This window comes from Microcoleus sp. MON2_D5 (genome assembly GCF_036701905.1).
GTDB lineage: Bacteria > Cyanobacteriota > Cyanobacteriia > Cyanobacteriales > Microcoleaceae > Microcoleus.
Genome location: NZ_JAUBRM010000002.1, coordinates 25164 through 48660 on the forward strand (window position 1 = coordinate 25164; position 23497 = coordinate 48660).

21 protein-coding genes are annotated in these 23497 nt (G+C 47.0%); 10 read left to right on the top strand and 11 right to left on the bottom strand.

The features are described 5' to 3' along the window. Positions 1–76: 76 nt before the first annotated feature. Both QUA47_RS00925 and QUA47_RS00930 read right to left on the bottom strand, forming a co-directional pair. A complete protein-coding gene (locus QUA47_RS00925; protein WP_333429350.1) occupies positions 77–1558 on the bottom strand; it encodes an ATP-binding protein in 1482 nt (493 codons plus the stop codon). 129 nt (positions 1559–1687) lie between these two features. Further along, complete coding sequence (locus tag QUA47_RS00930; protein ID WP_333429351.1) at positions 1688–2518, bottom strand: alpha/beta hydrolase; 831 nt, start codon at positions 2516–2518, stop codon at positions 1688–1690. 158 nt (positions 2519–2676) lie between these two features. Here QUA47_RS00930 and QUA47_RS00935 point away from each other — a divergent pair, with 158 nt between their 5' ends. Next, the gene (locus QUA47_RS00935; RefSeq protein ID WP_006634481.1) at positions 2677–2877 is read left to right on the top strand and encodes a hypothetical protein; all 201 of its coding nucleotides are present in this window, start codon (positions 2677–2679) and stop codon (positions 2875–2877) included. Between the two features lie 147 nt (positions 2878–3024). Then, positions 3025–4875, top strand: coding sequence for a BamA/TamA family outer membrane protein (locus tag QUA47_RS00940; protein WP_445302472.1), 1851 nt, complete (start codon positions 3025–3027; stop codon positions 4873–4875). A 15-nt stretch (positions 4876–4890) separates the two neighbouring features. On the opposite strand, the gene QUA47_RS00945 is transcribed toward QUA47_RS00940, so the two are convergent. The 3 genes from QUA47_RS00945 to QUA47_RS00955 form a co-directional block, all read right to left on the bottom strand. Next, a complete protein-coding gene (locus tag QUA47_RS00945; protein ID WP_333287757.1) occupies positions 4891–5127 on the bottom strand; it encodes a hypothetical protein in 237 nt (78 codons plus the stop codon). 64 nt (positions 5128–5191) lie between these two features. Further along, positions 5192–6526, bottom strand: coding sequence for a HEAT repeat domain-containing protein (locus tag QUA47_RS00950; protein ID WP_333429353.1), 1335 nt, complete (start codon positions 6524–6526; stop codon positions 5192–5194). Between the two features lie 45 nt (positions 6527–6571). Next, positions 6572–7147 carry a CPBP family glutamic-type intramembrane protease gene (locus tag QUA47_RS00955; protein WP_333429354.1) on the bottom strand — a complete coding sequence of 192 codons (576 nt, stop codon included), beginning with the start codon at positions 7145–7147 and terminating at the stop codon, positions 6572–6574. A gap of 59 nt (positions 7148–7206) precedes the next feature. Here QUA47_RS00955 and QUA47_RS00960 point away from each other — a divergent pair, with 59 nt between their 5' ends. Continuing rightward, positions 7207–7542, top strand: coding sequence for an acylphosphatase (locus QUA47_RS00960; protein WP_333429355.1), 336 nt, complete (start codon positions 7207–7209; stop codon positions 7540–7542). Positions 7543–7675: 133 nt separating this feature from the next. Here the strand turns inward: QUA47_RS00960 and QUA47_RS00965 are convergent, their stop codons facing one another. Continuing rightward, positions 7676–8323, bottom strand: coding sequence for a phosphoribosylanthranilate isomerase (locus QUA47_RS00965; RefSeq protein WP_333429356.1), 648 nt, complete (start codon positions 8321–8323; stop codon positions 7676–7678). A gap of 133 nt (positions 8324–8456) precedes the next feature. On the opposite strand from QUA47_RS00965, the gene psaK reads away from it, so the two are divergent. From psaK to QUA47_RS00985, 4 genes are all read left to right on the top strand, one after another. Then, positions 8457–8741, top strand: coding sequence for a photosystem I reaction center subunit PsaK (gene psaK / locus QUA47_RS00970; protein WP_333047772.1), 285 nt, complete (start codon positions 8457–8459; stop codon positions 8739–8741). Positions 8742–8821: 80 nt separating this feature from the next. Beyond that, complete coding sequence (locus tag QUA47_RS00975) at positions 8822–10018, top strand: site-2 protease family protein (RefSeq protein WP_333429357.1); 1197 nt, start codon at positions 8822–8824, stop codon at positions 10016–10018. 70 nt (positions 10019–10088) lie between these two features. Continuing rightward, positions 10089–12065, top strand: coding sequence for an adenylate/guanylate cyclase domain-containing protein (locus tag QUA47_RS00980; RefSeq protein ID WP_333429358.1), 1977 nt, complete (start codon positions 10089–10091; stop codon positions 12063–12065). 17 nt (positions 12066–12082) lie between these two features. Continuing rightward, a complete protein-coding gene (locus tag QUA47_RS00985; RefSeq protein ID WP_333429359.1) occupies positions 12083–12865 on the top strand; it encodes a DUF928 domain-containing protein in 783 nt (260 codons plus the stop codon). A gap of 200 nt (positions 12866–13065) precedes the next feature. Here the strand turns inward: QUA47_RS00985 and QUA47_RS00990 are convergent, their stop codons facing one another. Next, positions 13066–13818, bottom strand: coding sequence for a biotin/lipoate A/B protein ligase family protein (locus tag QUA47_RS00990; RefSeq protein ID WP_333429360.1), 753 nt, complete (start codon positions 13816–13818; stop codon positions 13066–13068). A 144-nt stretch (positions 13819–13962) separates the two neighbouring features. Here QUA47_RS00990 and QUA47_RS00995 point away from each other — a divergent pair, with 144 nt between their 5' ends. Further along, a complete protein-coding gene (locus tag QUA47_RS00995) occupies positions 13963–14289 on the top strand; it encodes a thioredoxin domain-containing protein (RefSeq protein WP_190663385.1) in 327 nt (108 codons plus the stop codon). A 234-nt stretch (positions 14290–14523) separates the two neighbouring features. Beyond that, complete coding sequence (locus QUA47_RS01000; RefSeq protein ID WP_333429361.1) at positions 14524–15741, top strand: LL-diaminopimelate aminotransferase; 1218 nt, start codon at positions 14524–14526, stop codon at positions 15739–15741. A 252-nt stretch (positions 15742–15993) separates the two neighbouring features. On the opposite strand, the gene QUA47_RS01005 is transcribed toward QUA47_RS01000, so the two are convergent. Together QUA47_RS01005 and surE are read right to left on the bottom strand one after the other, a co-directional pair. Next, complete coding sequence (locus QUA47_RS01005; RefSeq protein ID WP_190738972.1) at positions 15994–16392, bottom strand: hypothetical protein; 399 nt, start codon at positions 16390–16392, stop codon at positions 15994–15996. A 125-nt stretch (positions 16393–16517) separates the two neighbouring features. Further along, on the bottom strand, positions 16518–17324 hold the full coding sequence (gene surE, locus QUA47_RS01010) for a 5'/3'-nucleotidase SurE (protein WP_333429362.1): 807 nt from the start codon (positions 17322–17324) through the stop codon (positions 16518–16520). Between the two features lie 222 nt (positions 17325–17546). Between surE and pheS the strand changes: the two genes are divergently transcribed. Beyond that, positions 17547–18551 (top strand): phenylalanine--tRNA ligase subunit alpha, encoded by a 1005-nt coding sequence (gene pheS / locus QUA47_RS01015; RefSeq protein WP_015177077.1) that lies wholly within the window; start codon positions 17547–17549, stop codon positions 18549–18551. A gap of 219 nt (positions 18552–18770) precedes the next feature. Here pheS and QUA47_RS01020 read toward each other — a convergent pair whose 3' ends face one another. After that, positions 18771–19241, bottom strand: coding sequence for a hypothetical protein (locus QUA47_RS01020; protein WP_333429363.1), 471 nt, complete (start codon positions 19239–19241; stop codon positions 18771–18773). 563 nt (positions 19242–19804) lie between these two features. Continuing rightward, positions 19805–23326, bottom strand: a complete 3522-nt coding sequence (locus QUA47_RS01025; protein WP_190663390.1) for a response regulator — start codon at positions 23324–23326, stop codon at positions 19805–19807. Positions 23327–23497: the final 171 nt, after the last annotated feature.

Genomic DNA, 23497 nt, shown 5'->3' on the forward strand with positions numbered 1-23497 from the left:
TGCCACACACAGTTAACACAGGCGGGACGCCCGTGCCACACTTAACATAGATAAATTTGGATGGTTAGTAAATTGCTTAAGTTTGCTGGATCGGCAGTTCAAGGATAAACTCGGTTCCCTTGCAAGGTTCCGACTCGCACCGAAGCGATCCTCGGTGATTTTCTACTAAGATTTTGTAGACAATAGACAATCCTAAACCGGTACCTTTACCAACTTCCTTGGTGGTGAAAAACTGCTCGAACATTCGCTCTTTTATCTGTGGTGTCATTCCGGTTCCCGTGTCAGCAATCCGCACTCTCACGCGATCTTGCCCAGCTAATTCTGTGGTGATCAAAATTTTTAGCGCAGCATAGGGCTGATTTTGTGATGCCTCGTCCAAAGCATCGATCGCGTTGGTAATTAGATTCATAAATACTTGATTGAGCTGTCCCGAATAACACTCTACAGGAGGCAATTTTCCATAATTTTTAAGTACTTGAATGTCGCGACGGTCTATTTGAGAATTGAGACGGTTTCGCAAAATTAACACGGTGCTGTCAATGCTGTCGTGCAAATCGCACATGGTCATGTTACTGTTATCGGTTCGCGAAAAGTTGCCCATAGATTTGACAATTTCGCGAATGCGATTGGAACCCATTTGCATGGAAGAGATAACTTTAGGCAAGTCTTCAACTAGAAAATCAAGATCTATCTCTTCGATTTTAGCTGTGATTTCGGGACAGGGATTGGGATAGCATTCTTGATAGAGACACAGCAGGTGCAACAAATCTTGAGTATAAATTGCAGCATGGCTCAAGTTGCCGTAAATAAAACTAACTGGGTTATTAATTTCGTGGACTATACTAGCCATTAGCGCCCCCAGCGAAGACATTTTTTCGCTGTGGAGGAGTTGAGCTTGAGTTTGTTTGAGTTCGTAAAGTGCGCGATCGATCTCGGCAGCTTGAGCTTCTGCTTTCGCGGTAGCAGCACAACTTTCTTGATAAAGTTCAACCTGTTTGAGGTCGATTTCAAATTGTTCTATTTCGCTTTCTTGCTGGTATTGACTCACCACGGCATCGAAAGCTTCTAGCAAGTCGCCGCCCGCTGCTTCGATAATGTACAGCAGATGGGGATTTTCCAGCATGAGTTCGGCATCAGGAACTTGCACGAATGCTTTTATTCGATCGATATATGCGCGCACTTGTTTGTCTAAATACAGCGGCGGCTCAAAATACATTGCCTTGAGGGTGGCTGAAGGGGGACTGCCTAAGTTGATGCTGCTGCCAATATTAATTAAGTCGCGGTGCGATTTTTCCATAAGCTCGATCGCCTCTAACAAATTTCCCCGCAATTTGGCTTTTTCTACCCCATTCTGAGAACACACTAACCTCATGCAAAAAAAAGCCGTTCGTTGGGAAAGCATTCGCTGACGGCCGCTAATATTAATTACCGCAGCACTAATTTTTCTGGCTGTCGTAATTTCTTCCAGATTAAAATAGTTCTTCATTGCCGCCATTGGTAATACCCCCGACTCCACTAAATGTCTGTAGCTCCTGCGGACACAAGATTTAAGAGCCATAATAAAAAATTGTACAATACACTAAGCAATATATTCTGTATTTATTACTAAAGTAGTATACTAAAACACAATTATTTTGTAGGGTCGAGTATCACAATTTTTATGATTCGGCTTGTTGCACAGTTTTTCTTAATTATTCAAAAAATTACAAATCAACTTCGCCATGATTTGAGCTTGAGTTTGCGGCAAGCCGTGAGCAGCATTGGGAATAATTGCTAACTCGGCCCCCGGTATCTCGTTAGCGTAGGTTTGACAGTGCCATAAAGGAATTGTTTCGTCACTATCTGCTGCGATGACTAAGGTAGGAACTTGCAATTGGTGAATTTCTTTTTCTACTGTATCAACTGCATCTTCTGGCCGCATCCGGCTCATTAAAAATGACCTTGCTACTGGTTGAGACATTAACTCCCTGCGCCACCCGGAAATTTGCCGCAATTTCTCACTTTTTCCAGCTAAACTAGCAAAAGGTTTTGCCAACTGCAAGGCCCAATCCACGGCTGGGGTTTCCCACAACAGCGGCCGCAAAGCATCATATTGACCACAAAAAGTGTCGTCCCGAATACCTGCCGGTGCTGCTAACACTAAACTGCTAACAGAATTAGGATATTTGAGGGAATATGCAGATGCTACCCAACCGCCAAAAGAATGTCCGATAATGCAGCAAGGTTCAATATTTAGTTGTTCTACAACTTGCCGGACCAAATCAACTTCTACAGCTACGTCATAGCGGATTTCTGGTTTGCTGGATTCTCCAAAACCTAACATATCTAAACTGATGCACCGAAACTGAGATTGCAATAACTCAATTAATGGCAGCCAGCAAGTCTTTTCTCCGAAGAAACCATGCAGCATCAATAAGGGTCGGCCGCACCCGATGTCCAGGTAGGCGGCTGTTTGGGTAGTGCTATTGACAAATGTACTTAATGTGTGCATTTGTCCTACAAGTGCTTGAGACTGCATGGGGATCGACTCCTGATAGGTAAGAAATCTTTGTAAAGAATTGTAACAAAAAAGCAGTCCAAACGTTAAACTTCATTACGGAGTACGCACTTAGAAATAGACCGTGATATTCTCTATGATTATTAGAAAATACTACAAACTCAAAGCAGGAGAACACTTTGAACTCTACTTTAAAACAGTACCCGGCTTGCTCTCTTCGGGAAGATGTCAGTGAGTACGTAGCACACCTACAGCTTCACATGACGTTACAAGCTCGCAACTTGCTCCCTACCATTACCACCGCTAAGGACAGTCGCGAACAACTGTTGCAGCAGACCCAGGCTCATTTTGAGAAACGAGTTTCTCGACAAGCTATTTAAACAAATTTAACGATCGCCCGCGATCGAACTTTCCCACCTTTCAGAATCCCAGAAACCCGGTAGCCTCAAAAATACCGGGTTTCTTTTCGGCTAATTATGCAGGGGGCCCGGTTTTGGGTAATATGCGTTGGGTGTGCTTTAAATTTAATGTCTATGCGAATTCCGATTATTGCATTTTTGACTTTGGCTGCGCTGGCTGGCGGCGAATTGGCAGCGCGGGCGATCGATCCGAGTGCCGCACCGACTGAGGCGGAGTTTAGAGAGGGAACCCCAGAAATTGACACGCGAGACGCCTGTCCCACAAGGACACAGAGGCAGGAGGATGAGGTGAGTCTCACATCTGGCACCATTCTCAAGAACGGGCAAGATGCCCGTTCCACAAGAGATGAATTGTTTTGCGGAACAGGCATCTTGCCTGTTCATAAAAAGCTGATTGAGAATGGTGCAACATCTCAGGTGAACCCAACTGTGCAGGATTTGCAGGCATCGGATGAGCTTGCAGCTTCTGGAGAACTAAGCGCGGCCCAGCTATCCCCTAGGGGCTCTCTCTCTCTCAAGTCCAGCCACAATAAAGATTTTACATCTCTGTTAAAAACTCCGGCGACGGTCGCGGCACAAGCCGAAATCCCCGAAGCAGCAAACAGCAACGCCCGACAGCTAGGCGGTGATCTACAAATCAGTCAAGCGGGCAATGCTGAAGGCGTTTACGTTGCAGAGGTGAAAATTCGCTTTGTCAATTCCCGAGGCGAAGCTGTTGATAAAAAAGGGAATCCGGTTGAGGGCAGAATTTCGGAAGATTTTATCCGAGGCGAACTCAAACTCAAGGCGGGGGATAACTACAGCCGGGAAGTTGTACGATCGGATTTGCAGCAGTTGCAGCAATTGGGATTGTTTGACAAAGTGACGGTTTCGATCGAAGAAGTTGGCACGGATGTTAATGTAATCTACAACGTTCAAGAGCGATCGGCTCGCTCTTTTAGCGTGAGTGCCAGTCTTAGTGATGATGTTGGCGTTGCTGTTCCTCTTTCATATACCGATCGAACTTTCGGCCGAAACCCGCAGCGGCTAGCGGTGGAACTTGAACCCAGCCTCCGAGGTATCCAGTACGATGTCGAGTTTGTCAGCCCTTACGTTGCCGCCGAAGACCGTTTGGGATACAGTGTGAGAGCTTTTGGCGATCGCAGAATCTCGGAAATTTTCAACAAAGATATTGATTTGCCCAACGGGAACCGAGTTCGGGAAATTCGGGTGGGGGGAAATCTCAGGTTTACCAGACCTTTGGGCGATTGGCGAGGGACTTTGGGACTGAATTATACAAATATCAGCACGCGCGATCGCAACTTAAATATCGCCCGCCGCGACGAACTCGGCAATCCTCTCACATTCAGTGGCAGCGGCGTTGACGAGTTATACACTGTTTCCTTTGGTGCGATGCTCGATCGGCGGGACAATCCCTTCGACCCAACCAGAGGCTCGATTCTCAGCCTCAGCACCGAGCAGTCGATACCTCTGGGGCGAGGTAACATTGTGAGTAACAGGCTGTTAGCGAATTATATACAGTATGTGCCAGTAACTTTGTTGGGCATCAGCGAGTCCGAAGCCTTGCCCGAAATGCTGGCTTTTAACTTGCAAGGGGGTACGGTAATCGGAGATTTGCCACCAACAGAAGCTTTTCGCCTCGGCGGTCGCAATTCCGTGCGGGGTTACGATAGCGGGGATATTGGCAGTGGTCGGAGTTATTTTTTAGCTTCCGGCGAATATCGGTTTCCGGTCGGCAGGGATGTCGGCGGCGTGCTATTTGTTGATTTTGCGTCGGATTTGGGCACAGGAGATAGCGTACTCGGAAAACCGGCGGTAGTCAGGGACAAACCGGGGACTGGGGCGGGTGTTGGGGTGGGTGTGAGGGTGCGATCGCGCTTTGGATTAATTCGCTTAGATGTGGGTGTTAGCGACTCTGGCGACCTCAAATTTATACTCGGTACAAAGCAGCGATTTTAAGAATAGTGCAACAGATCAGTTAAACCACAATCTTAAACAGATTTTGCGCGACTCAATTGCCGCCAAAGCCGTTACCAGGGCATCATCAAACCTATCGGCCTCGGCTGGCGGGGTGTCGGTAATTGCTGCTAAGGATTGGGCTAGTTGTCGATCGAATAATTGAGTTGGATTTCTTTGCTCAACCCAACCTCCAAAGTTTGTGGTAGTAATCGAAATTGAGTGAAATACAGCACCTCGGTAAGGACACAACAATGTTGTATCCCTACTGTGTTGTAGGCAATTGACAATTGCTATATTTATTTAGGCTCGTAAATGCTTAACGCTTTGGTTTCTTTACATCAACAGTTTTCGGCTTAGCCGCCGGAGTGCGCGGATAAAACTTAAACTTATTGAGCGCAGCACTTGCCGATTTAGCCACACCGCTATCTATATCTCGCAAAGCTTTTTGTAGCAGCGGAATCACTTTTTCAGACTTAATCATTGCTAGTGCTTCCACAGCAGCTTGGCGCACCTCCGGCTGAATATCTTGAGCTAATTTTCCCAAGGTTTCTATTGCTCGCTGACCTTCGGCTCTCACAGCATTAGCAGCAGCCATTTTACCTAAAGCAGACGCTGCAAACTTGCGGGTTTCTTTGTCCTGACTTTGAACACATCCCATCAACTGCGGTAGGGAATAGCTTGGTGCTTGTCTGGTAATTGGAACCTGCTGTTCGACTGCTGGTTGATGTAAATCAATTGGTTGTGGTTCCGAAAAATCTGTGTAATTTAACTCTTCTTGAACTTCTGTTTGATTTAACTCACTTGACTGTTCCTGCCAAACTTCTTCTTGTGGTAAATAATCTCCAAATTCTGTGGGATTTAACTGACTGAACTGCTCCTCGGGGACTTCTTGTTGTTGTACATTACTCTCGTACTGCTCTTGCAAAGACCTGATAGTAGCTTGCATCTGAGCTTCGTGCTCTCTCAACTGCTCGTGAGCGGCTTGCAACTGACTCTCGTATTGCTCTTGCAAAGCCTCCATATTTAACTGCATCTCAACCTCTCGGTTCTCATATTCCTCGGCAATTTGCCTCAATCGAATTTCGTGTTCATCTTGCAGGTTTTGCAAATGTTGCTCCATCTGAGCTTGATAATTTATATGCAATTCGTCAGCAACTCTGAGTAAATGATGTTCGTGTTCTGCTTGCAAAGATTGGATATTTTGCTGCATCCTAGCATTGTTAGCGGCTTCTAATTCCTCGCTGATTTGTCGCCGCAGCTCGTACTCGTCTACGCTGGCAACTGGTTGGACCTGAGTGTCGCGTTCGGCCAAAACTTGTTGGAGCTGACTGTCACGTTCTGCCCGAACTTGTTGGAGCTGATTTTCATATTGAGCTGCAACTTGTTTGAGCTGGTTTTCGTATTGGGTAGTAACTTGTCTGAGTAAATTTTCGTGTTCGATAGTAGCTTTTCTAAGCTGATTTTCGCGTTCTTGTTGCTGAGATTCGACAGCTTGTCGCACCCGAGACATCTGAGCTAATTCTATTTCTTCACTAATTCTGCTAGTTTGCTGCAAGTATTCTTGTTTTTGCTTGTTTAAGCGCTTTTCCACTAACCAGTAAGCAACTGCTACCCCTGCCAAAAAACCTACGATCGCTCCTATGATACCCACAACTGAGATCCTCCCGACAAAATAGTGATGCTGGACTTTTTACATTTAACCATACAGCCTCCTGTAACCGCCCAGTAGCAACAGCCAGCCTGTCACTGCCACCCAGTGAACCGCCACCGCAGGCCAGATAGAACCGCTTTGCAGGTATGCGATGGAGCACGCAACTCCCAAAATTGCCGCCAGTAGCAAAAACACTGGATTCATAAAGGTCGATCGACCAACCGGGTAAAAAGTCAGCGCGTTCAGCGGGTGGTAAACTACAAAAACCGCCAAACTCGCGCATCCCCAAAACCACAGCATTAAGCCAGAAGCATTCTCTAACGGATGTGGCAGCATTAACACGCGGAACAATAATTCCTCGGTGATGCCCGGACTTAACAAACAGCCAATGAGCACTCCCACAATTGTACGCCGAGAGGTTTGCACGTCTACTTTTAGAAATCCCGACCAAAAACCCACGGAAAGAGCGATCGAAGTGTAAACCAGCGCGAGCATAGCTGCAACCAGCCAATCAGTGAAATCGGGAATAGTTGAAAAAGCTTGGGTGACGCGGCGTATCAGGAATCCCGGCAATGCGTGAAGCGGAGCTATCCCGAAGGGAATCGCACTAAAATTTAACATAATCAAACTGATCCTTAAAATTTTCAAACAGATGTTAGCAGTAAGTTGAGCCGTTTATTATGCAAAACCAATCATTGCCGCCCGTCAGAGTCCGCGTTTTTGTTTCCGGATTAGTTCAAGGAGTAGGATACCGATATTCAACGAGGAATCAAGCAAAGTATTTCGGCCTGGGCGGCTGGGTAAGAAATCTCCCCGATGGGCGCGTCGAGGCTGTCTTTGAAGGCGACCAAAAAGCTGTGGAAGAAATGATTAGTTGGTGCCGCCGCGGCCCCACCGGTGCTACGGTTAGTGAGTTGGTTTTGGAATACGAAGACCCGGAGGGCGATTCCCTACCCTTCACCGAACCCCTGCGGGAAGATAGCTCTGCTTCACGCACTTTTGAGATCCGCCGATAAAACAATAAAGGGAATAATCTGCGGTTGAAATTGCTACTGTAGAAACGATGTCTGCCTTGTATAAGGCAGGCTTCGCTCAGGCAGACTAAAGAATGAATCGCATAAAAAGCGCGAATTTGGTATTGCCAATTTATCAATGATGAGCAAGTTGACTTAAATTAGCAAACAACTGAGCAACTTTGGTCAAATCTTTATCTCCCGGCGCTATTTCTACGCCGCTAGAAAGGTCAACACCGTTGAAGTTATTGCCGATCGCGCTATCAATTGCATTTAAAATATTATCAGGTGTTAAACCGCCCGCCAGCAGCCAAGGACACTGCGGTCTAAACTCTGATAACATCCTCCAGTCGATCGTTTTTCCCGTACCGCCCAATTGCTCTGGATGGTAAGCATCCAGCAGTAAAGTATCGACACGAACAGCATAAACAGCAGCGGTGGCTAAAGTTTCAGGAGTCTTAACTCTCAGGGCTTTGATAATTTCAATTCCCGGCAAAAACTCCCGCAGTCGATCGCAATATTCCGCTGTTTCATCTCCATGCAACTGCACCCCGCTTAAATTTGACTCTGCCGCTACTTGACAGATATTTTCTATTGTGGTGTTGGCAAAAACGCCGATGCGATCGACTTTTTCCGGCAACTGCTCGACAATCAGGCGAATTGTTTCTGGGCTGACATAGCGCGGGGAAGCCGGCACGCAGATAAATCCCAAAGCTTGGGCTCCCAAGCGGGCGATCGCAATTCCTTGGTCTAATTTAGTGATTCCGCAAATTTTAACCCGCACTCTTCCTCCTCGGTTCCGCAGTTGTATCAAAATATCAACGAATTGTTAACTATTAAAACAAATCTTAGTTTAATGCAAACCGCTTTTTATAATCGTGGAAATCAATTTATCTGTGAAATCAGGAGATAAAAACGTGATCAACTCATCTTTGCTGTTAGCCGTACAATCTACCGCTCCCTCAACACCCGAGTGGTCGCCAATGGTAGGACTGACAATGATTTTATGTAATTTGCTGGCGATCACGATCGGCTACTACGGCATCTCCAAGCAAAACCGAGGCAAGGGTCCAGCTTTACCCGTTGCACTCCCTGGAATGTTCAAAGGCTTCGGCGTACCAGAATTGCTGGCAACAGCCAGCTTCGGCCACTTGCTGGGAGCCGGAGTAATCTTGGGCTTGGGTAACGCCGGAGTTCTGTAAAAATCAGGGGAAAGGCAAAGGCAAGGGGTAGAAAAGATATAATAGAAACTCTTTCTTGCTCTCCTTTCCCAGGAAACTTCATGCAGACAGGTTGGCGAATCGGCTCTTTATTTGGCATCCCCCTACTTATAGATTATTCGTGGTTTATAATTTTAGCCTTAGTAACCCGCGAATACGCCAGCAGTTACCGTGTGTGGGGGCATGCGCTGTCCTGGAGTGGGGGGTTGGCAATAGCTCTGCTGCTGTTTGCTTCCGTGCTCTTGCACGAACTCGGACACAGCTTGGCGGCGATATCGCAAGGTATTAAAGTTAATTCTATTACCTTATTTTTATTTGGTGGAATGGCATCAATCGACTCGGAATCAAAAACTCCCGGTCAAGCTTTTCAAGTAGCCATTGCCGGTCCTCTAGTCAGCTTTTCGCTGTTTTTAATCCTCGGTTTGGGTTCTCAAGTTCTTCCCCCAAAAAGTTTGCTGGCAATTGTCACCGAAAGGGTAGCACTAATCAATCTTGTTTTGGGATTATTTAACTTAATTCCCGGTCTGCCTTTGGATGGAGGACAAGTTTTAAAAGCAGCAATTTGGAAAATCACCGGCTCTCGATTTACCGGCGTTCGCTGGGCGGCAAAAACAGGACAAGTTTTAGGTTGGCTTGCTGTTGCTTTGGGTCTGAGCCTATGCTTTTTAGCGCGCGACTACGGCGGCTTGTGGATGGCGCTGATCGGCTGGTTTGGCATTCGCAATGCCACTGCTTATAGCAGATTGACTTCACTGCAAGAAGCCTTGGTTAAAATAAAAGCCAGCGATGCGATGAGCCGCGAGTTTCGAGTTGTAGATGCAGATTTGACTTTGCGAGAATTTGCCGATCGCTATTTGTTAGAAGTCAATCCGTTTCCATTTTACATTGCTGCGACCAACGGCCGGGATTTGGGCTTAGTGTCGATCGACGATATCCGCTTCACAGAACGCAGTCAATGGCCAATTCAGACTTTGCACAACATTTTGAAACCCCTCGGAAAAACCCCCACAGTTTCCGAAAAAGCATCCATCGCAGAAGTAATTAACAGCATGGAAGCCCGTCAACTCCCCCGAATCATCGTCCTCTCGCCGATTGGTTCAGTAGCGGGGACGATCGATCGGGGCGACGTGGTTAAAGTTTTAGCAAAATACCTCAAACCCCAGATTTCAATGGCTGACATCAAGCGCAGCAAAGAAGAAAACAGCTATCCGCAGGGATTGCAGTTAAGTGCGATCGCCAAAACCGCACAAGAACACTAAAATTTTGGCATCAGTAAGGGGCATTTAGGAACACGCCAATGTTAGATTGTTGAAACCAACAATTATTAATATGCCCAAATTCTTTCATCAATTTCATCGTCAGTGGAAGGAGAGAGGGTGGAGTTGGAACAACTTAACTCATTCCTTCCCCTTCGCTGACTTGCAACCTCTTGCTATTATCTGGATTGTCGTGACCGGAACTCTATTGGGAGTGCGGCATTTAGGCGGGTTGCAGCCACTAGAATTAAATGCTTACGACCTCATGGTGCAGTTGCGGCCCGATCCGGGCCCTGACCCCAGGTTGCTAATAGTTGAAGTCACAGAGCAGGATATTAATACTATTGAAAAATGGCCAATTTCCGATCGCACTTTAGCAAAAGCGATCGCAGAAATAGCGCGTCTTGAACCCACAGCTATTGGCATCGATATAATTCGCGACATTCCCTACGAGCCGGGGAATGCAGAATTAGCAACTCAATTTAAAAACTCAAAAGTATTTCCGATTACCTTCCTTGGCCAATCAAAGTACCAGCAAGTGCCACCAAATCCTAACATACCAGAGAAGCGGGTAGGATTTAACGATTTAGTCTTCGATCCCGACGGTATAGTGCGTCGCAATTTGATGTTTGCCAAGAATGGTAAAACGACAATGACTTCATTATCAATGCGGCTAGCTTTTGCCTATTTAGATAGCAAAAAAATAGATTCTAAATTAACAGAAAAAAAAGAAATCCAGGCAAATAAAATAGTATTTTCAAAATTGCGCTCGAACTCAGGAGGTTATCAAAACATTAATGCCCAAGGCTATCAAGTTCTACTCAATTACCGCTCTGCGGAAAAAATAGCAAAGAGCGTGACACTAACTCAAGTTTTGCAGCGCAAAGTTGAGCCTAAATTGGTGAAGGGTAAAATAGTCTTAATCGGCGTTACAGCCCCAACTGTAAAAGATATTTTTTCTACCCCTTACAGCGCTACTAAAAACGGTAATATCCCGACGCCTGGGGTATTAATTCACGCATCAGCCACCAGCCAAGTTCTCAGTGCAGTTTTAGACGGCAAAGGGCTATTTTGGTATTGGGAAGAATGGCAAGAAATTCTCTGGATCGCTGTTTGGAGTGTAGTGGGCGGCGGTTTAGCTTGGCGACTAGAAAAATCCCTGAATTTGATTGCGATCGCGATCGTAGCTTGCGGCTCATTATTCGGATTCACCTTTTTCCTCTTCATGCAACAGGGGTGGATACCTCTAATTTCCCCTGCTATGGCACTTTTAATCACCGCAGGAGTCGCAGTCACCTATAAATACGAGCAATCGAGGCAGCAGCAAGGGATTGTGATGAAGTTATTAGGACAACAAACATCACCTGCGATCGCAAATGCCTTGTGGAAAGAGCGCGTCCATCTGCTCGAATCAGGGTTATTGCCAGGGCAAAAAGTTACTGCTACGATCATCCTCACCGACTTGCAGGGTTTTAGTACAATCTCCGAAAAACTACCACCAGAAGTGGTAATGAGTTGGTTAAATGAGTATTTATCAGCAATGGCGCAAGAAGTCCAAGAACATCAAGGCGTGATTAATAAATTTACCGGAGATGGAATGCTGGCAGTATTTGGCGTACCCATTCCCCGCACCACTCCAGAAGAAATTGCCGAAGATGCTCGCCTTGCCGTATCTTGCGCTTTAGCCATCAGTTCCCGCTTGCCAGAAATGAATCAAAATTGGCTCGCGCGCGGTTTACCGACCGCAAAAATGCGAGTAGGAATCTTTACAGGGCCTGTGATGGTGGGTAGTCTGGGAGGCACAACCCGTTTAGAATATGGAGTGATCGGCGACAGTGTAAATATTGCTTCTCGGCTAGAAAGCTGCGAAAAGGAGCGGCAAGAGGACACTTGCCGGATATTGATTGCAGAAGAAACCTTTCTGCATCTGGCAGACAAATTTGAGGTAGAATCTTGGGGACCTTTGCCTTTAAAAGGCAGGGAACGAAAAGTTAATGTCTACCGGATTTTGGGAAGAAAAAAGAAAGAAAAAGAGAGAATCTATCCCTAAAAATTCATGGAGTCAATATGAAAAAAGTTACCAAGTTTCTCATCACTCTGACCTCAGTTGGCTCAATAGTATTGATAGCAACACTTAATGCTTCCCAATTAGCAGTTGTGGGACAGCCTATTCCAGAAGTAGATGGCAAGCCACCCACTGTACCGGGAGGGCCGCGCTTCATTCAGCCTACTGAAGATATAGATGATCGGCCCCCCACTCAACCGAGACGGCCTGTGCGCGGTGGCTGCGCGAGCATTAGTCAGCTAGGTCTCACAGCCTTAGTGCCTAAAAATAAGATCGGACGGACTGTTTCCGACTATCCAACTTTCTTTTTCTACTTGCCTCAAACAGAGGCAGAATTAGCCGAATTTATCCTACAAGATCAAAACGGCAACCCGATTTATAAACAGGATGTCACAATTAGCAATTTATCAGGGGTGATCGGGGTTAGTATCCCCGCTAGCCAAAATGTGCCACCCTTAGAAGTAGGCAAAAGTTACACTTGGAATTTTACAGTGATTTGCGACTCTCAAGACAGATCGAGCGATCAGATCGAAAGCGGTACTGTACGGCGAGTTGAAATCAGTGCAGATATCCGCCGTCAATTAGATCAGGCAGATCCGCGCCAGAAAACCGTTATTTATGCTGAAAATGGGATTTGGCTAGATGCCCTCAGCACCCTAGCTGCCGCTCGCCGCGATCAGCCTAATGATACAGCGCTCAAGGCTGATTGGGAAAGCTTGCTGGATTCAGTGACCTTGGGCAAAATTGCCAAAGAGCCGATCGTTCAAACTAAGCCACAACCATAAGCTGTACTGCATTTAAATTTAACTTTTCTGGTGGCGTTACAGCAACGGGCCAGAAAAGTTTTAATACAATAAGTGACCAGTTTTTAAATTGTATTAGTAACAGCCAATATGGTCGTTCCCCAACCAATAATTTTTATTGTAGAACAGCCAAGATGGCTGTTCCGAAAAGTTGCCGGAAAGCCCGCCCCCAAATATGCAGATTAAATGTCAAACAGCTTATTACTTGTTAATTTCAAAATATCATGCCATTCCTGATCCGACAGCGGCTGCACCTCCAAATCAATCTCAAAACAGCGACAAGCCGCCGCACTCAAAACATCAATTACAGTTGCAATCAAATCATTTCCCCCTTCAGATAGAGGTAATTGCACAGGAATTAATTCCTCCCCAAACACTTGAGAAAACAAACTAACATCCGGCTGCAAACGCATCGAACCGTGCTGCAAAATAGCATCACCCCGTCGCAATTGCGCGCTACCAATTAACTTGCAGCCATCAAGTGTAACTAAATCCGCACCCGTCGCAGTACCAAAACAATTCGGATTGTGAATATAACCCCTTCCAGCTTCCCCGTATTGCAAATCCAAACCCATCGCCCTCCAACCCTCAATCAAAAACTCGCAAATAGTCTGATAAGCTTTCATACGGCTGCTGGCAAATCCCGATGCCACAACTGCATAAGTTAAATCCCCTTGGTGAAGTACGGCGCGGCCGCCGCTGGGCCTCCTCACCAACTCCACAGGCATTCCCTGCCAAGACAAATGCTGCCAAAACTCCGGCCACCTGCGCTGGTGGTAGCCCAAGGAAATTGCCGCCGGTTGCCAAGTGTAAAATCGCAGAGTTGGCGGATGTTTGCCCGCTAGATGCTGTTCCAGCAGCCATTGGTCGATCGCCATCTGCACGCTACCAGACGCCGACAGCAGTGGAATTAAACGCCAAACAGAATTAGCCATCCGTCCCGAGTCCTGAGTTTCTACTCAATAATTCGCAGAATGTTTTAAAATTAGTAACAGTTTTTTGGGCCTGTCTTCTAAGTTGGTGCAAGTTTCACGCCCGCCGGTGCTTTAGAAATAAATAGAAAAAATAATCGCAGAACCATGAGTAACAGTGTAATTGTCATTAACGACGAAAAATTTGAAACAGAAGTCCTGAAAGCTGAGCAACCAGTGCTTGCCTATTTTTGGGCTACTTGGTGCGGGCCTTGCAAACTGATCGCGCCTTCGGTAGACTGGGTGGCTGCCAACTACAGCGATCGGCTGAAAGTGGTTAAAATGGAAATTGACCCCAATCCTAATACTGTCAAGCAGTATAAAGTAGAAGGAGTCCCAGCTCTCAGGCTCTTTAAAAATGCCGAAGTAGTGCTTTCTCACGAGGGAGCTATTACTAAACAAACTTTGATCGGTTTGCTCGACGCTCACTTATAAACTTTGGAAATGATTCGGGAGTTTCCAACTCCCAACTTACAATTATAGCAATCGCAAATATTTTTTTAATATCTCTCTTTTATCCTCGATATTCCTTTTTGACTCTACGCCCTCTGCGGTCTCTGCGGTTAGTCAAAAGAAATAATTCACAAACTCAAGAAAAATGCAATATAAAAAATAATAATTTAGCTAGTATAAAAATATTCCTTAAAATTCCCCAAAAATACAGAAAATATGCAATTTGCTAAACGTTTAGATCCACTGCAATTTAATGTATTTGCCGATATGGATCGGGCAAAAGCTCAAGCTAGAGCAGCGGGGCAAAATGTGATTGACTTGTCTCTGGGTTCTTCGGATTTGCCGGCGGCTGCTCACATTACAGATGCGATCGCACATTCTCTGTCCGACACCAGCACTCACGGCTATTTGCTATTTAACGGCACAAGAGATTTTCGGGAAGCAGCAGCTATTTGGTACGAGCAAAAATTTGGGATTGCAGTCAATCCAGAAACAGAAGTGCTGCCGTTAATTGGTTCCCAAGAAGGCACGGCGCATATGCCTTTAGCTGTACTCAACCCGGGAGATTTTGCTTTGTTGCTCGATCCGGGCTATCCTTCCCACGCAGGCGGTGTGCATTTAGCCGGCGGTCAAATTTATCCGATGCCGCTATTAGCAGAAAATGCGTTTTTGCCGATATTTGAAGATATTCCGGCAGCAGTGCTGGCTCAGTCGAAGATGATGGTTTTGAGCTATCCTCACAATCCTACAACTGCGATCGCCCCGGTTGCTTTTTTTGAGAAAGCTGTGGCTTTTTGTCGGGAACATCAACTTGTTTTAGTTCACGATTTCCCTTATGTGGATTTGGTGTTTGACGATCGCAATTCTCTCATAGAGGCAGAGCCTGGTAACGAGGAAGAATATCGAAAATTGATGGCGCCGTCAATATTTCAGGCGGATCGAGATAAGAGTGTGGCGATCGAGTTTTTTACACTATCCAAATCCTACAGTATGGGAGGTTTTCGAGTCGGATACGCGATCGGCAATTCCGAACTAATTGCAGCGCTGCGGCAGGTAAAAGCCGCAGTGGACTTCAACCAATACCGAGGGATTTTGAACGGAGCGATCTCCGCATTAACCGGCCCTCAAGATACCGTCAGAACCAGCGTAGAAACCTTCAGAAAACGGCGGGATGCCTTTGTAAACGCGCTACAGGGCATCGGCTGGCAAGTACCCGTACCCCCCGCCACCATGTACGTCTGGGCGAAACTGCCGGAACCTTGGGCCCAAGATTCCGTGAAATTTTGCACTCAGCTAGTACAGAGTACAGGAGTCGCAGCTTCCCCCGGTGCCGGTTTCGGGAAATCAGGAGAAGGCTACGTGCGATTTGCCTTAGTCGAGTCGCCAGCAATTTTGGAAACAGCAGTTAGAAAAATTGCTGAGTTTCTAAATTGAGCAAAGTGATATGTGTCAACTTAACTCGAAACACCCTCGTGAGACTTAAGCCCACCAGACTTGAGCTTTGAGGCAGGGGTTAAAACCCCTGCCGCACTGGGGTTTTGAAGTTTTTGGGCACAGGATGAAGGACACGGCGTTTAAGTGCTTACCCGTAGCTCAAGATGGATGCAATTGCTAAAATAGTGTGATTTCTACCTAAAGGAATAGATATTTGCACGCAGTATCTGTCACAATTTCTTTTAAGAAATGTTAACGTGAGACATCTTGGGAATTACCAGTTCCGCTCACCCACTCTAAAAGTCCTTGAAGTGAATTCTCTCGGGGTAGCGATTGTTCCGTAGCGGCTAGCGCACACCCGAAAAACACCACACTGCCCAAAATTGCAATCAGCGGAAAAGGCTTACCCAGCCCAAAGTCCCGCTGAAGGCGAGCTAACGGTCTGCTCTCGCGCCTGAGCATCTTTCCCACCGTCAGTTGTTTGAGACTAAAAGGATCGCGCACAAAATGACCGCTCCAGCTAATTACCATATGAGAATGGCAGTGGGGACAAGTGAATAGTCCACTGACCATCCCGACTGGGCCTACGACGCTGGAACGGTTGCAGATCGGGCAAGTGACAGAATGAGTGTTATAGGTGGGAGCGTTCATAACTGTTTTTCTTGAGTAAAAAACCAATAACTAATGGGGAGCCTGTGTTAACGCCTAAGGCATAGACCTTTAGAGGCACTTTTCCTTAATTCCTAGTTTACCGCTCCGATCGGGTCGATCGGAGCTCACTGCTTGGGAAAACCTTCAACTTGCCAATCCCGCAACGAGTGCAAGTCTGGAGCACAGGTGAGATTATATTGCAAAGGAGTTACCGTTATTCTGTTGTCGCGGATAGCTTGTACGTCCGTAGGAATATCGTGCGGCACCGCCGAATCGGCGATTTCTTCTACATCTTCTAACAATTCCCCAGCCAGCCAATAATAAGTTTTGCCGCGCGGATCGGTGCGCTTTTGAAATATGTCGAAATAGCGGCGAATGCCTTGACGGGCGATCGCAACTCCGGTAATTTCTGCTTGTGGGACTGCTGGTATGTTGACATTCAACAGCATCGGTTTCGCCATTGGCTGTTTTTCCAACTGTGCCAGCAAGGTGACAGCGAAATCCACCGCCGGCCCAAATTCCTGCGAAGTAAAGCTGGCGAGGCTAAAAGCAATGCTGGGAATGCCTTCCATAATTCCCTCCATTGCTGCCGAAACCGTACCCGAACAGATGATATCCGTGCCTAGATTGGGCCCGTGGTTGATACCGGAAAGAACAAAATCCGGCGGTTTGTCAAGTAAAGCCCACAAAGCAAGTTTCACGCAGTCGGCGGGAGTGCCCGAACAGGCCCAAGCTTGGACTGCAGGATCAAAAATAGATTCGACAATCTCGGCGCGGATGGGTTGGTGCAGGGTAAGGCCGTGGCCGGTAGCGGAGCGCTCTCTGTCGGGACAAACTACGCTCACGTCGTGGCCAGCGTCGGCGAGAGCGTTGGCGAGGCTGCGGATGCCTTGTGCAAAGATGCCGTCGTCGTTGCTAATTAAAAGTTTCATTGAAATTTTTATAGGCCTTATAACAATACTAAACTAGATTCAACTACGGCGATCGCTCTAACATCGAATTACCTATTACAAATTATCCGTAACTGGCGAAAATCTAAAATCTAAAATCTAAAATCTAAAATCAACAAGCTGAAGAGCCAAAATTGCGCTAAACTCAACTTGGCCCAAAACAGCCATCAATCTAAAATCTAAAATCTAAAATCTAAAATCAAAATGACTGTCCAGCTAAGCGACATTGAAACTCAACTAGAAACCCTCGGTCAAGAGTCCAAAAGTGCGATCGCCACTGCCAATACCCTCGAACAACTCGAACAGTTGCGCGTCGGCTACCTCGGCAAAAAAGGCCAACTTTCTCAAATTTTAGGCATGATGGGCAAACTGTCGCCAGACCAGCGACCCAAAGTAGGTGCGATCGCCAATACAGTCAAAGAAGCCCTGCAAGCCGATTTAGAAGACAAGCGCGCCGCCCTCCAAACCGCCCAAATCCAAGCCAAACTCGCCTCAGAAACCATCGATGTTACCATGCCGGGGATTTTTCGCCCCCAAGGTCGCGTTCACCCCTTAAACGCCGTCATAGACCGCGCTCTCGATATCTTTGTCGGCCTCGGCTACACCGTCGCCAACGGCCCGGAAATGGAAACAGATTATTATAACTTCGAGGCGCTGAACACACCGCCAGACCATCCGGCGCGGGATATGCAAGATACATTTTACCTACCAGGCGGCGACTTGCTGCGGACTCAGACATCATCAGTGCAAATTCGCTACATGGAACAGCACAAACCGCCGATTCGGATTGTCTCTCCCGGCCGCGTTTACCGCCGCGATACTGTCGATGCTACTCACGCAGCAGTCTTCCACCAAATTGAACTATTAGCAATTGATGAAGGTCTGACATTTACTGACTTGAAAGGCACAATTAAAGAGTTTTTGCGGCAAATGTTCGGGCAAGATTTGCCTATCCGTTTCCGCACGAGTTACTTTCCGTTTACGGAACCTTCTGCCGAAGTTGATTTGCAGTGGAACGGCAAATGGCTGGAAGTTTTGGGCTGCGGAACTGTCGATCCGAATGTTCTTAAAGGAGTCGGTTTAGATCCAGAAAAATATACTGGGTTTGCGGCCGGTTTTGGTGTCGAGCGGTTCGCAATGGTACTTTATGAAATCGACGATATTCGCCGGGTTTATGCTAGCGACTTGCGCTTTTTGCGGCAATTTTAAACAATGGCTTGGGGTCGCTTACACCAGCCGTCTAGAGGTCTTGGTCAATGTACATCAATCTTTCAGTTTGAAGTAAGTAAGTACAAATAAACATTACTTGGGGAGAGGGCGGGTTCTGCAACGATCGACTCACCCTTACTGTAGATAAGCCCTAAAGCCGCCCCTACAAGCCCCTGCAAGATATTATTGTTTTTTTGCGCTTACCTACTTATTTATTGTCTACTTGCCAAAAACACCCTTGATGCTGTCAACAGCGCTCTCGACAGCATTCTTGGTATTATCTACTGCTTTCTGAGTCCGAGCTGAATCTTCCGATGCTCTTTTCTCAATTGTGGCCGCATCTTTCTTAGCTTTGCGCTCTACTACACTACCATCCTCCGATGAGCGATCGACTTTAGCAGCATTTGTCTTGGCAGTTTCCTTAACCTTCTCTTCTGTATCTCGGATGAAGTTCTTGGCTCGTCCAGCATCTTTGCTGGCTTTTTCTTGAACCGCATCGCCCGCATCTGCGTCTGCTGCCATCGAGTTTACAGCAGGAGAAGCCATTGCTGCGGTGTTCGAGAAGAACGCACCAGACCAAACGAAGGCCATCGCTGACACGCAAAGCACAGTTGCAGCCATCAAGCGCCCTAAAGTCGAAAGCCGTTTCGTAAAATAATTCAGTTTCATAGAATACAAAAGAAATGACATTCTATTTTTACTCGATCAGAGCGATCGGCGTAACCGTTCTCTAGATAGAGGTTATCCGCCGGCGAGCGGTTAAAAAAGTTCACTCTTTTGATAGATTCAAGCAAGGAATTTCAGTCACTTTTAGATTTTAGATTTTAGATTTTAGATTTTAGGTTTTAGAGTTGACTCCCCAGCCGCCATTAGGAAGCTTGAACTTTGGTGAGTCGATTAAAGATTAAAGATTAAACAATTGACTCCACAGCCGGAGCGCAGATCCGTGCGCTTAAGTATGTAGGCGGAAAAAACTATGTTTGTGTAAAGAAACATTAACTAGCGTGATTCAAGTTAAATTTAACACATTGTTTACGGCCAGTAAGTAGGTGCAAATAAACTTTAGTATGTCACCCACTATCAAGCTATCATCAATCGGGCGATTGTTTGCATAAAATATCGCTTCTAAAGAGCGTTTCACGGAGTGACTATCGCTTTGGACTACATAGATATTTTGCCGCTCATCTACTTATTTAGGAATAGGTTGTTCCCAAAATTGTGCGTGGGAGATCAACATATAATACTTCAAATGACTAATCACAATTTAGTAAAAAAGTCAATACCGTTTCATCAATTCCCTTTAGTTTCAAAGGCTTATATTTAACAATGCGATTTTCCTCAACATAATCTGCCACCGCCGCCGAAATTAGCACCGTGTTTGGTTCCGTCACCTCTTGCAAGCGGGCGGCAATATTCACGCTCGGCCCGATCGCAGTATAATCCGCTCGATCGGGGCCGCCAAACATTCCCACCACCGCAGTACCCTGGTGAATTCCGCAGCGAAACCGCACCGGAGGCACGCCATTTTCCCCAACAATTCCCTGCTCCAACCAGCCCTTGTTAAGCTCCTTGAGAGCTCGCAGCATTTGCCCCGCAGCAGCCACAGCGCGACGTACTTGCTCGTTAGGCGTTAGTTCCTCCGGCGCACCAAAGAAAGCCATTACCGCATCTCCAACAAACTTGTCCACCGTACCGCCACTGTCAAAAATAGCCTTAGTCATTGCCGCCAAATATTCATTCAAAAGCTCAGCTACCCGGCGCGAGCGCAGCGTATTTGCCATTTGAGTAAAACCGACAATATCGCTAAACAAAATAGTAATCAATCGCGGTTCCGGGCGCAAATCCAGGGCCAAATCTCCAGCCGCTGCAGCCTTCACCATCGCCGGCGGTAAAAATCGGCGCAGCACCGACTCAGTTAAATAACTGTTCAACTCCTGCACTCGGCGCTCGTTTTGTTTGAGGGCGAGCAAATTCCGCACTTCCGCCAACAATTCTCGATCGTTAAAAGGCTTCGACAAATAAGCATCAGCACCCCGTTCTACTCCTTCAATTCGAGTATCTTCGTCGGCTTTAGCAGTCAGCAAAATTACCGGAGTTCCCTGCAATTCCTCATCCTCTCGAATCATCCGAATCAAATCCAAACCCGAGATCAAAGGCATCATCAAATCCGTTACAATTAAATTAGGGCGGCGTTTTTTTGCCACGGCAAATCCTTCTTGTCCATTGCGGGCGAGCAAAACTGCAAAGCCGGACTCTCGCAGAATTGCCGACACATAAAAGCGCAAATCGGGATTGTCGTCAACCACCAAAACCGTTCCCACTACCGTTTCCGATCTGACCGGTTCGAGCGCCTCAAAGTTATGATCTTCTGCCTCATTTTCCGACAAATCCGCCTCCACATCTGCCAGTTCCACCGCAGCTTTGGATGAGTGAAACTCTGCTGGTATTTCTAGTACCTGTTCCGGGGGTAAGTGAGTCGAACCGAAGTGGAGCCAAACTGTAAAAGTAGTGCCTTCGCCGTAAACTGACTCAACTGAAATTTGACCGCCGTGGAGTTCGACTAATTCTTTGACAAGTGCCAAACCTAAGCCGCTGCCTTCATAGGAACGGCTAGCTGAACCTTCGGCTTGGTGAAACCGCTCGAATAAATAGGGAATTTGTTCCGTGCGAATGCCGATACCAGTGTCTTTTACTTGCAACAAGCAGTGAGCGCCGGCAGATTCAACTTTCAGGGTGATAGTTCCGCCTTCTGGGGTGAATTTGACAGCATTTGACAGCAGGTTGTAAATAACTTTGTCAAATCTTTCAAGATCCAAATAAAGTAAAGGACATTCTTGCAGTTGGGTAATTAACTGCAGTCCTTTTTTCTCGCAGTAGGCCCGGAATGACTCTGCGGTAGAGTAACAGAAACCGACTAAATCGCAGGGGCGAAAACTCGGCTGCATCCGTCCGGCATCGAGGCGCTGCAAGTCCAGCAGTTGATTTACCAAGCGCAGCAGGCGGCGGGAATTACGCAAAGCGATTACGGCTTGTTCGTAGGGCAAGTCTTCTTTGCGGCCGCAAGCTGATTCCAGAGGGCCGATTGTGAGAGTTAGAGGCGTGCGGAACTCGTGGGAGATATTTTGGAAAAATTCGGTTTTGAGCCGATCGGCTTCCAGAAGCCGTTCTGCCTGCTGTCTGGTAGTCTGGTAGAGGCGCGACTGCTGCACGGCTAGAGCCGCTTGAGTTGCGACTATTTGAGCCAGGTCAATGTCTGAGATGTTCCAGCGGCGGATGCTGTGATTTTGGCGCAGGGAAATGCTGCCGATGATTTTGCCTTCTGAGAGTAAGGGAACGACTAACAGGGCGCGGGCTGGCGATCGAACTTGCAGTTCTGTAACATTTAACTCGGGGTGTTCGTCGAGATCTTCGATCGCCACCGGCTCTTTTGATACCATAACTTGCAGCAACACCGGATTGCCCCGAATCGGCACCAAAGACTGTGGCAGGGAAGGATGGGCAAAAACCCAGGCGGGAGCGTTGCCAACAGCATCGGCAGAAATCGTCTCAGGGCCAAGAGGGTTCGCAACTACCTCTGGAGGGTTAAAACCCTCTTCTACAGCCACCGTATCTCTATTTGTGTCGTATAGCCCCACGCATTGGACGTATTCATCATCTTCTGTCCACAGAGATAGGGCGCAGCCGTCAACTTGCAAAGCTTGGCCGAGTTGTTGAGTAATGGCTGCAAAAATATTTTGGGGATCGAGACTCGATCGAATTGCCGTAGTAATAGTATTGACTAATGCCTCGCGCTTGGCCAGCGCCCGCACCTGTTCGTAAGCCCGGGCTTGAGAAAGCGCCAAAGCCGCTTGGTCTGCCACCGTAATTACCAACTGTACCTCGTGGTCTTGCCACTGGCGCGGTCGATCGAACTGGTGCAGCGCCAAGACTGCCATCAGTTCCATTTTGTAAAACAGGGGTACGATCAAGCTCGATCGAATATTCGCAGCTTCGTAAGCCTGCTGTCGCTGCTGATTATCCCAGTTTAAAACTCGATCGTCAGTTTGGGCATCTTGAATCACCTCCACATCCAGAGTTTCCCAAACCAAATCCGGCAGCAAATCTGGGGAGAGTTCGGCAGCAGAAGCATCTCCGGGCATCGCTTCCTCATCGCCCCCCAACTCTTTAGTTTCTGCCTTCTGGTAAACGAACCACTCATCAGCCACTCGGCCGTCTTGGAACGGCCGCAGCAGACAGCAACTCACCTCAAACATCTGCCCGACACTTTCCACAATTCTTTGCAGCATTTGCTGGTAATTGAGAGCCGATCGGATAGTATTGGTAACGGCATAAAGCAGCGATTCTTGGCTCAAAGCACGGCGCAGTTCATTGGTGCGCGTTTTCAGAAGATTGTGAGTCTCAACAGCTTGACTGACAAGATTTATCAGCTCTTGAGCATCCCAAGGCTTGGTAACGTATTTGAATACTTTGCCAGCGTTAATAGCTTCAACTAAATCTTCAACATCCGTATAGCCAGTTAAAATAATTCGGATCACGTCGGGGTACTGAGCCGCCGTCAGGCTGAGAAACTCCGTACCGCTCATTTTGGGCATTCGCTGATCCGAGATAATCACCGCCACTTCTCCCTCTTTTGCCAAAATTTCGAGAGCAGCGGGGCCAGATTCGGCTCTGAGCACTTTGTAGTCTCGATGGAAGGTGCGGTAAAGCAAGTCGAGGTTATCCGGTTCGTCATCGACGATCAGAATTTTTAGCTTAGGATTTTCTTGGGAATTCATGCACCGTTCTCCTGTGCCCCGGGGCTGTTCGATTTAATAAGTCTGATCAAAGGAAGAATTCGCCGATTTAAATTGCTGAAGTCATACCATTTTCGATTTTGGATTTTCGATTGCGAATGACTGATGACATAAGGGTTGGGATTTTGCCGACAGTGCCATTATTTTGGGAAA

Coding starts and splice junctions, on each gene's coding strand:
- QUA47_RS00925 (WP_333429350.1), bottom strand. CDS start 1,558: ATGGCTCTTAAATCTTGTGTCCGCAGGAGCTACAGACATTTAGTGGAG.
- QUA47_RS00930 (WP_333429351.1), bottom strand. CDS start 2,518: ATGCAGTCTCAAGCACTTGTAGGACAAATGCACACATTAAGTACATTT.
- QUA47_RS00940 (WP_445302472.1), top strand. CDS start 3,025: ATGTCTATGCGAATTCCGATTATTGCATTTTTGACTTTGGCTGCGCTG.
- QUA47_RS00955 (WP_333429354.1), bottom strand. CDS start 7,147: ATGTTAAATTTTAGTGCGATTCCCTTCGGGATAGCTCCGCTTCACGCA.
- QUA47_RS00960 (WP_333429355.1), top strand. CDS start 7,207: ATGCAAAACCAATCATTGCCGCCCGTCAGAGTCCGCGTTTTTGTTTCC.
- QUA47_RS00975 (WP_333429357.1), top strand. CDS start 8,822: ATGCAGACAGGTTGGCGAATCGGCTCTTTATTTGGCATCCCCCTACTT.
- QUA47_RS00980 (WP_333429358.1), top strand. CDS start 10,089: ATGCCCAAATTCTTTCATCAATTTCATCGTCAGTGGAAGGAGAGAGGG.
- QUA47_RS00985 (WP_333429359.1), top strand. CDS start 12,083: ATGAAAAAAGTTACCAAGTTTCTCATCACTCTGACCTCAGTTGGCTCA.
- QUA47_RS00990 (WP_333429360.1), bottom strand. CDS start 13,818: ATGGCTAATTCTGTTTGGCGTTTAATTCCACTGCTGTCGGCGTCTGGT.
- QUA47_RS00995 (WP_190663385.1), top strand. CDS start 13,963: ATGAGTAACAGTGTAATTGTCATTAACGACGAAAAATTTGAAACAGAA.
- QUA47_RS01000 (WP_333429361.1), top strand. CDS start 14,524: ATGCAATTTGCTAAACGTTTAGATCCACTGCAATTTAATGTATTTGCC.
- QUA47_RS01005 (WP_190738972.1), bottom strand. CDS start 16,392: ATGAACGCTCCCACCTATAACACTCATTCTGTCACTTGCCCGATCTGC.
- surE (WP_333429362.1), bottom strand. CDS start 17,324: ATGAAACTTTTAATTAGCAACGACGACGGCATCTTTGCACAAGGCATC.
- pheS (WP_015177077.1), top strand. CDS start 17,547: ATGACTGTCCAGCTAAGCGACATTGAAACTCAACTAGAAACCCTCGGT.
- QUA47_RS01020 (WP_333429363.1), bottom strand. CDS start 19,241: ATGTCATTTCTTTTGTATTCTATGAAACTGAATTATTTTACGAAACGG.
- QUA47_RS01025 (WP_190663390.1), bottom strand. CDS start 23,326: ATGAATTCCCAAGAAAATCCTAAGCTAAAAATTCTGATCGTCGATGAC.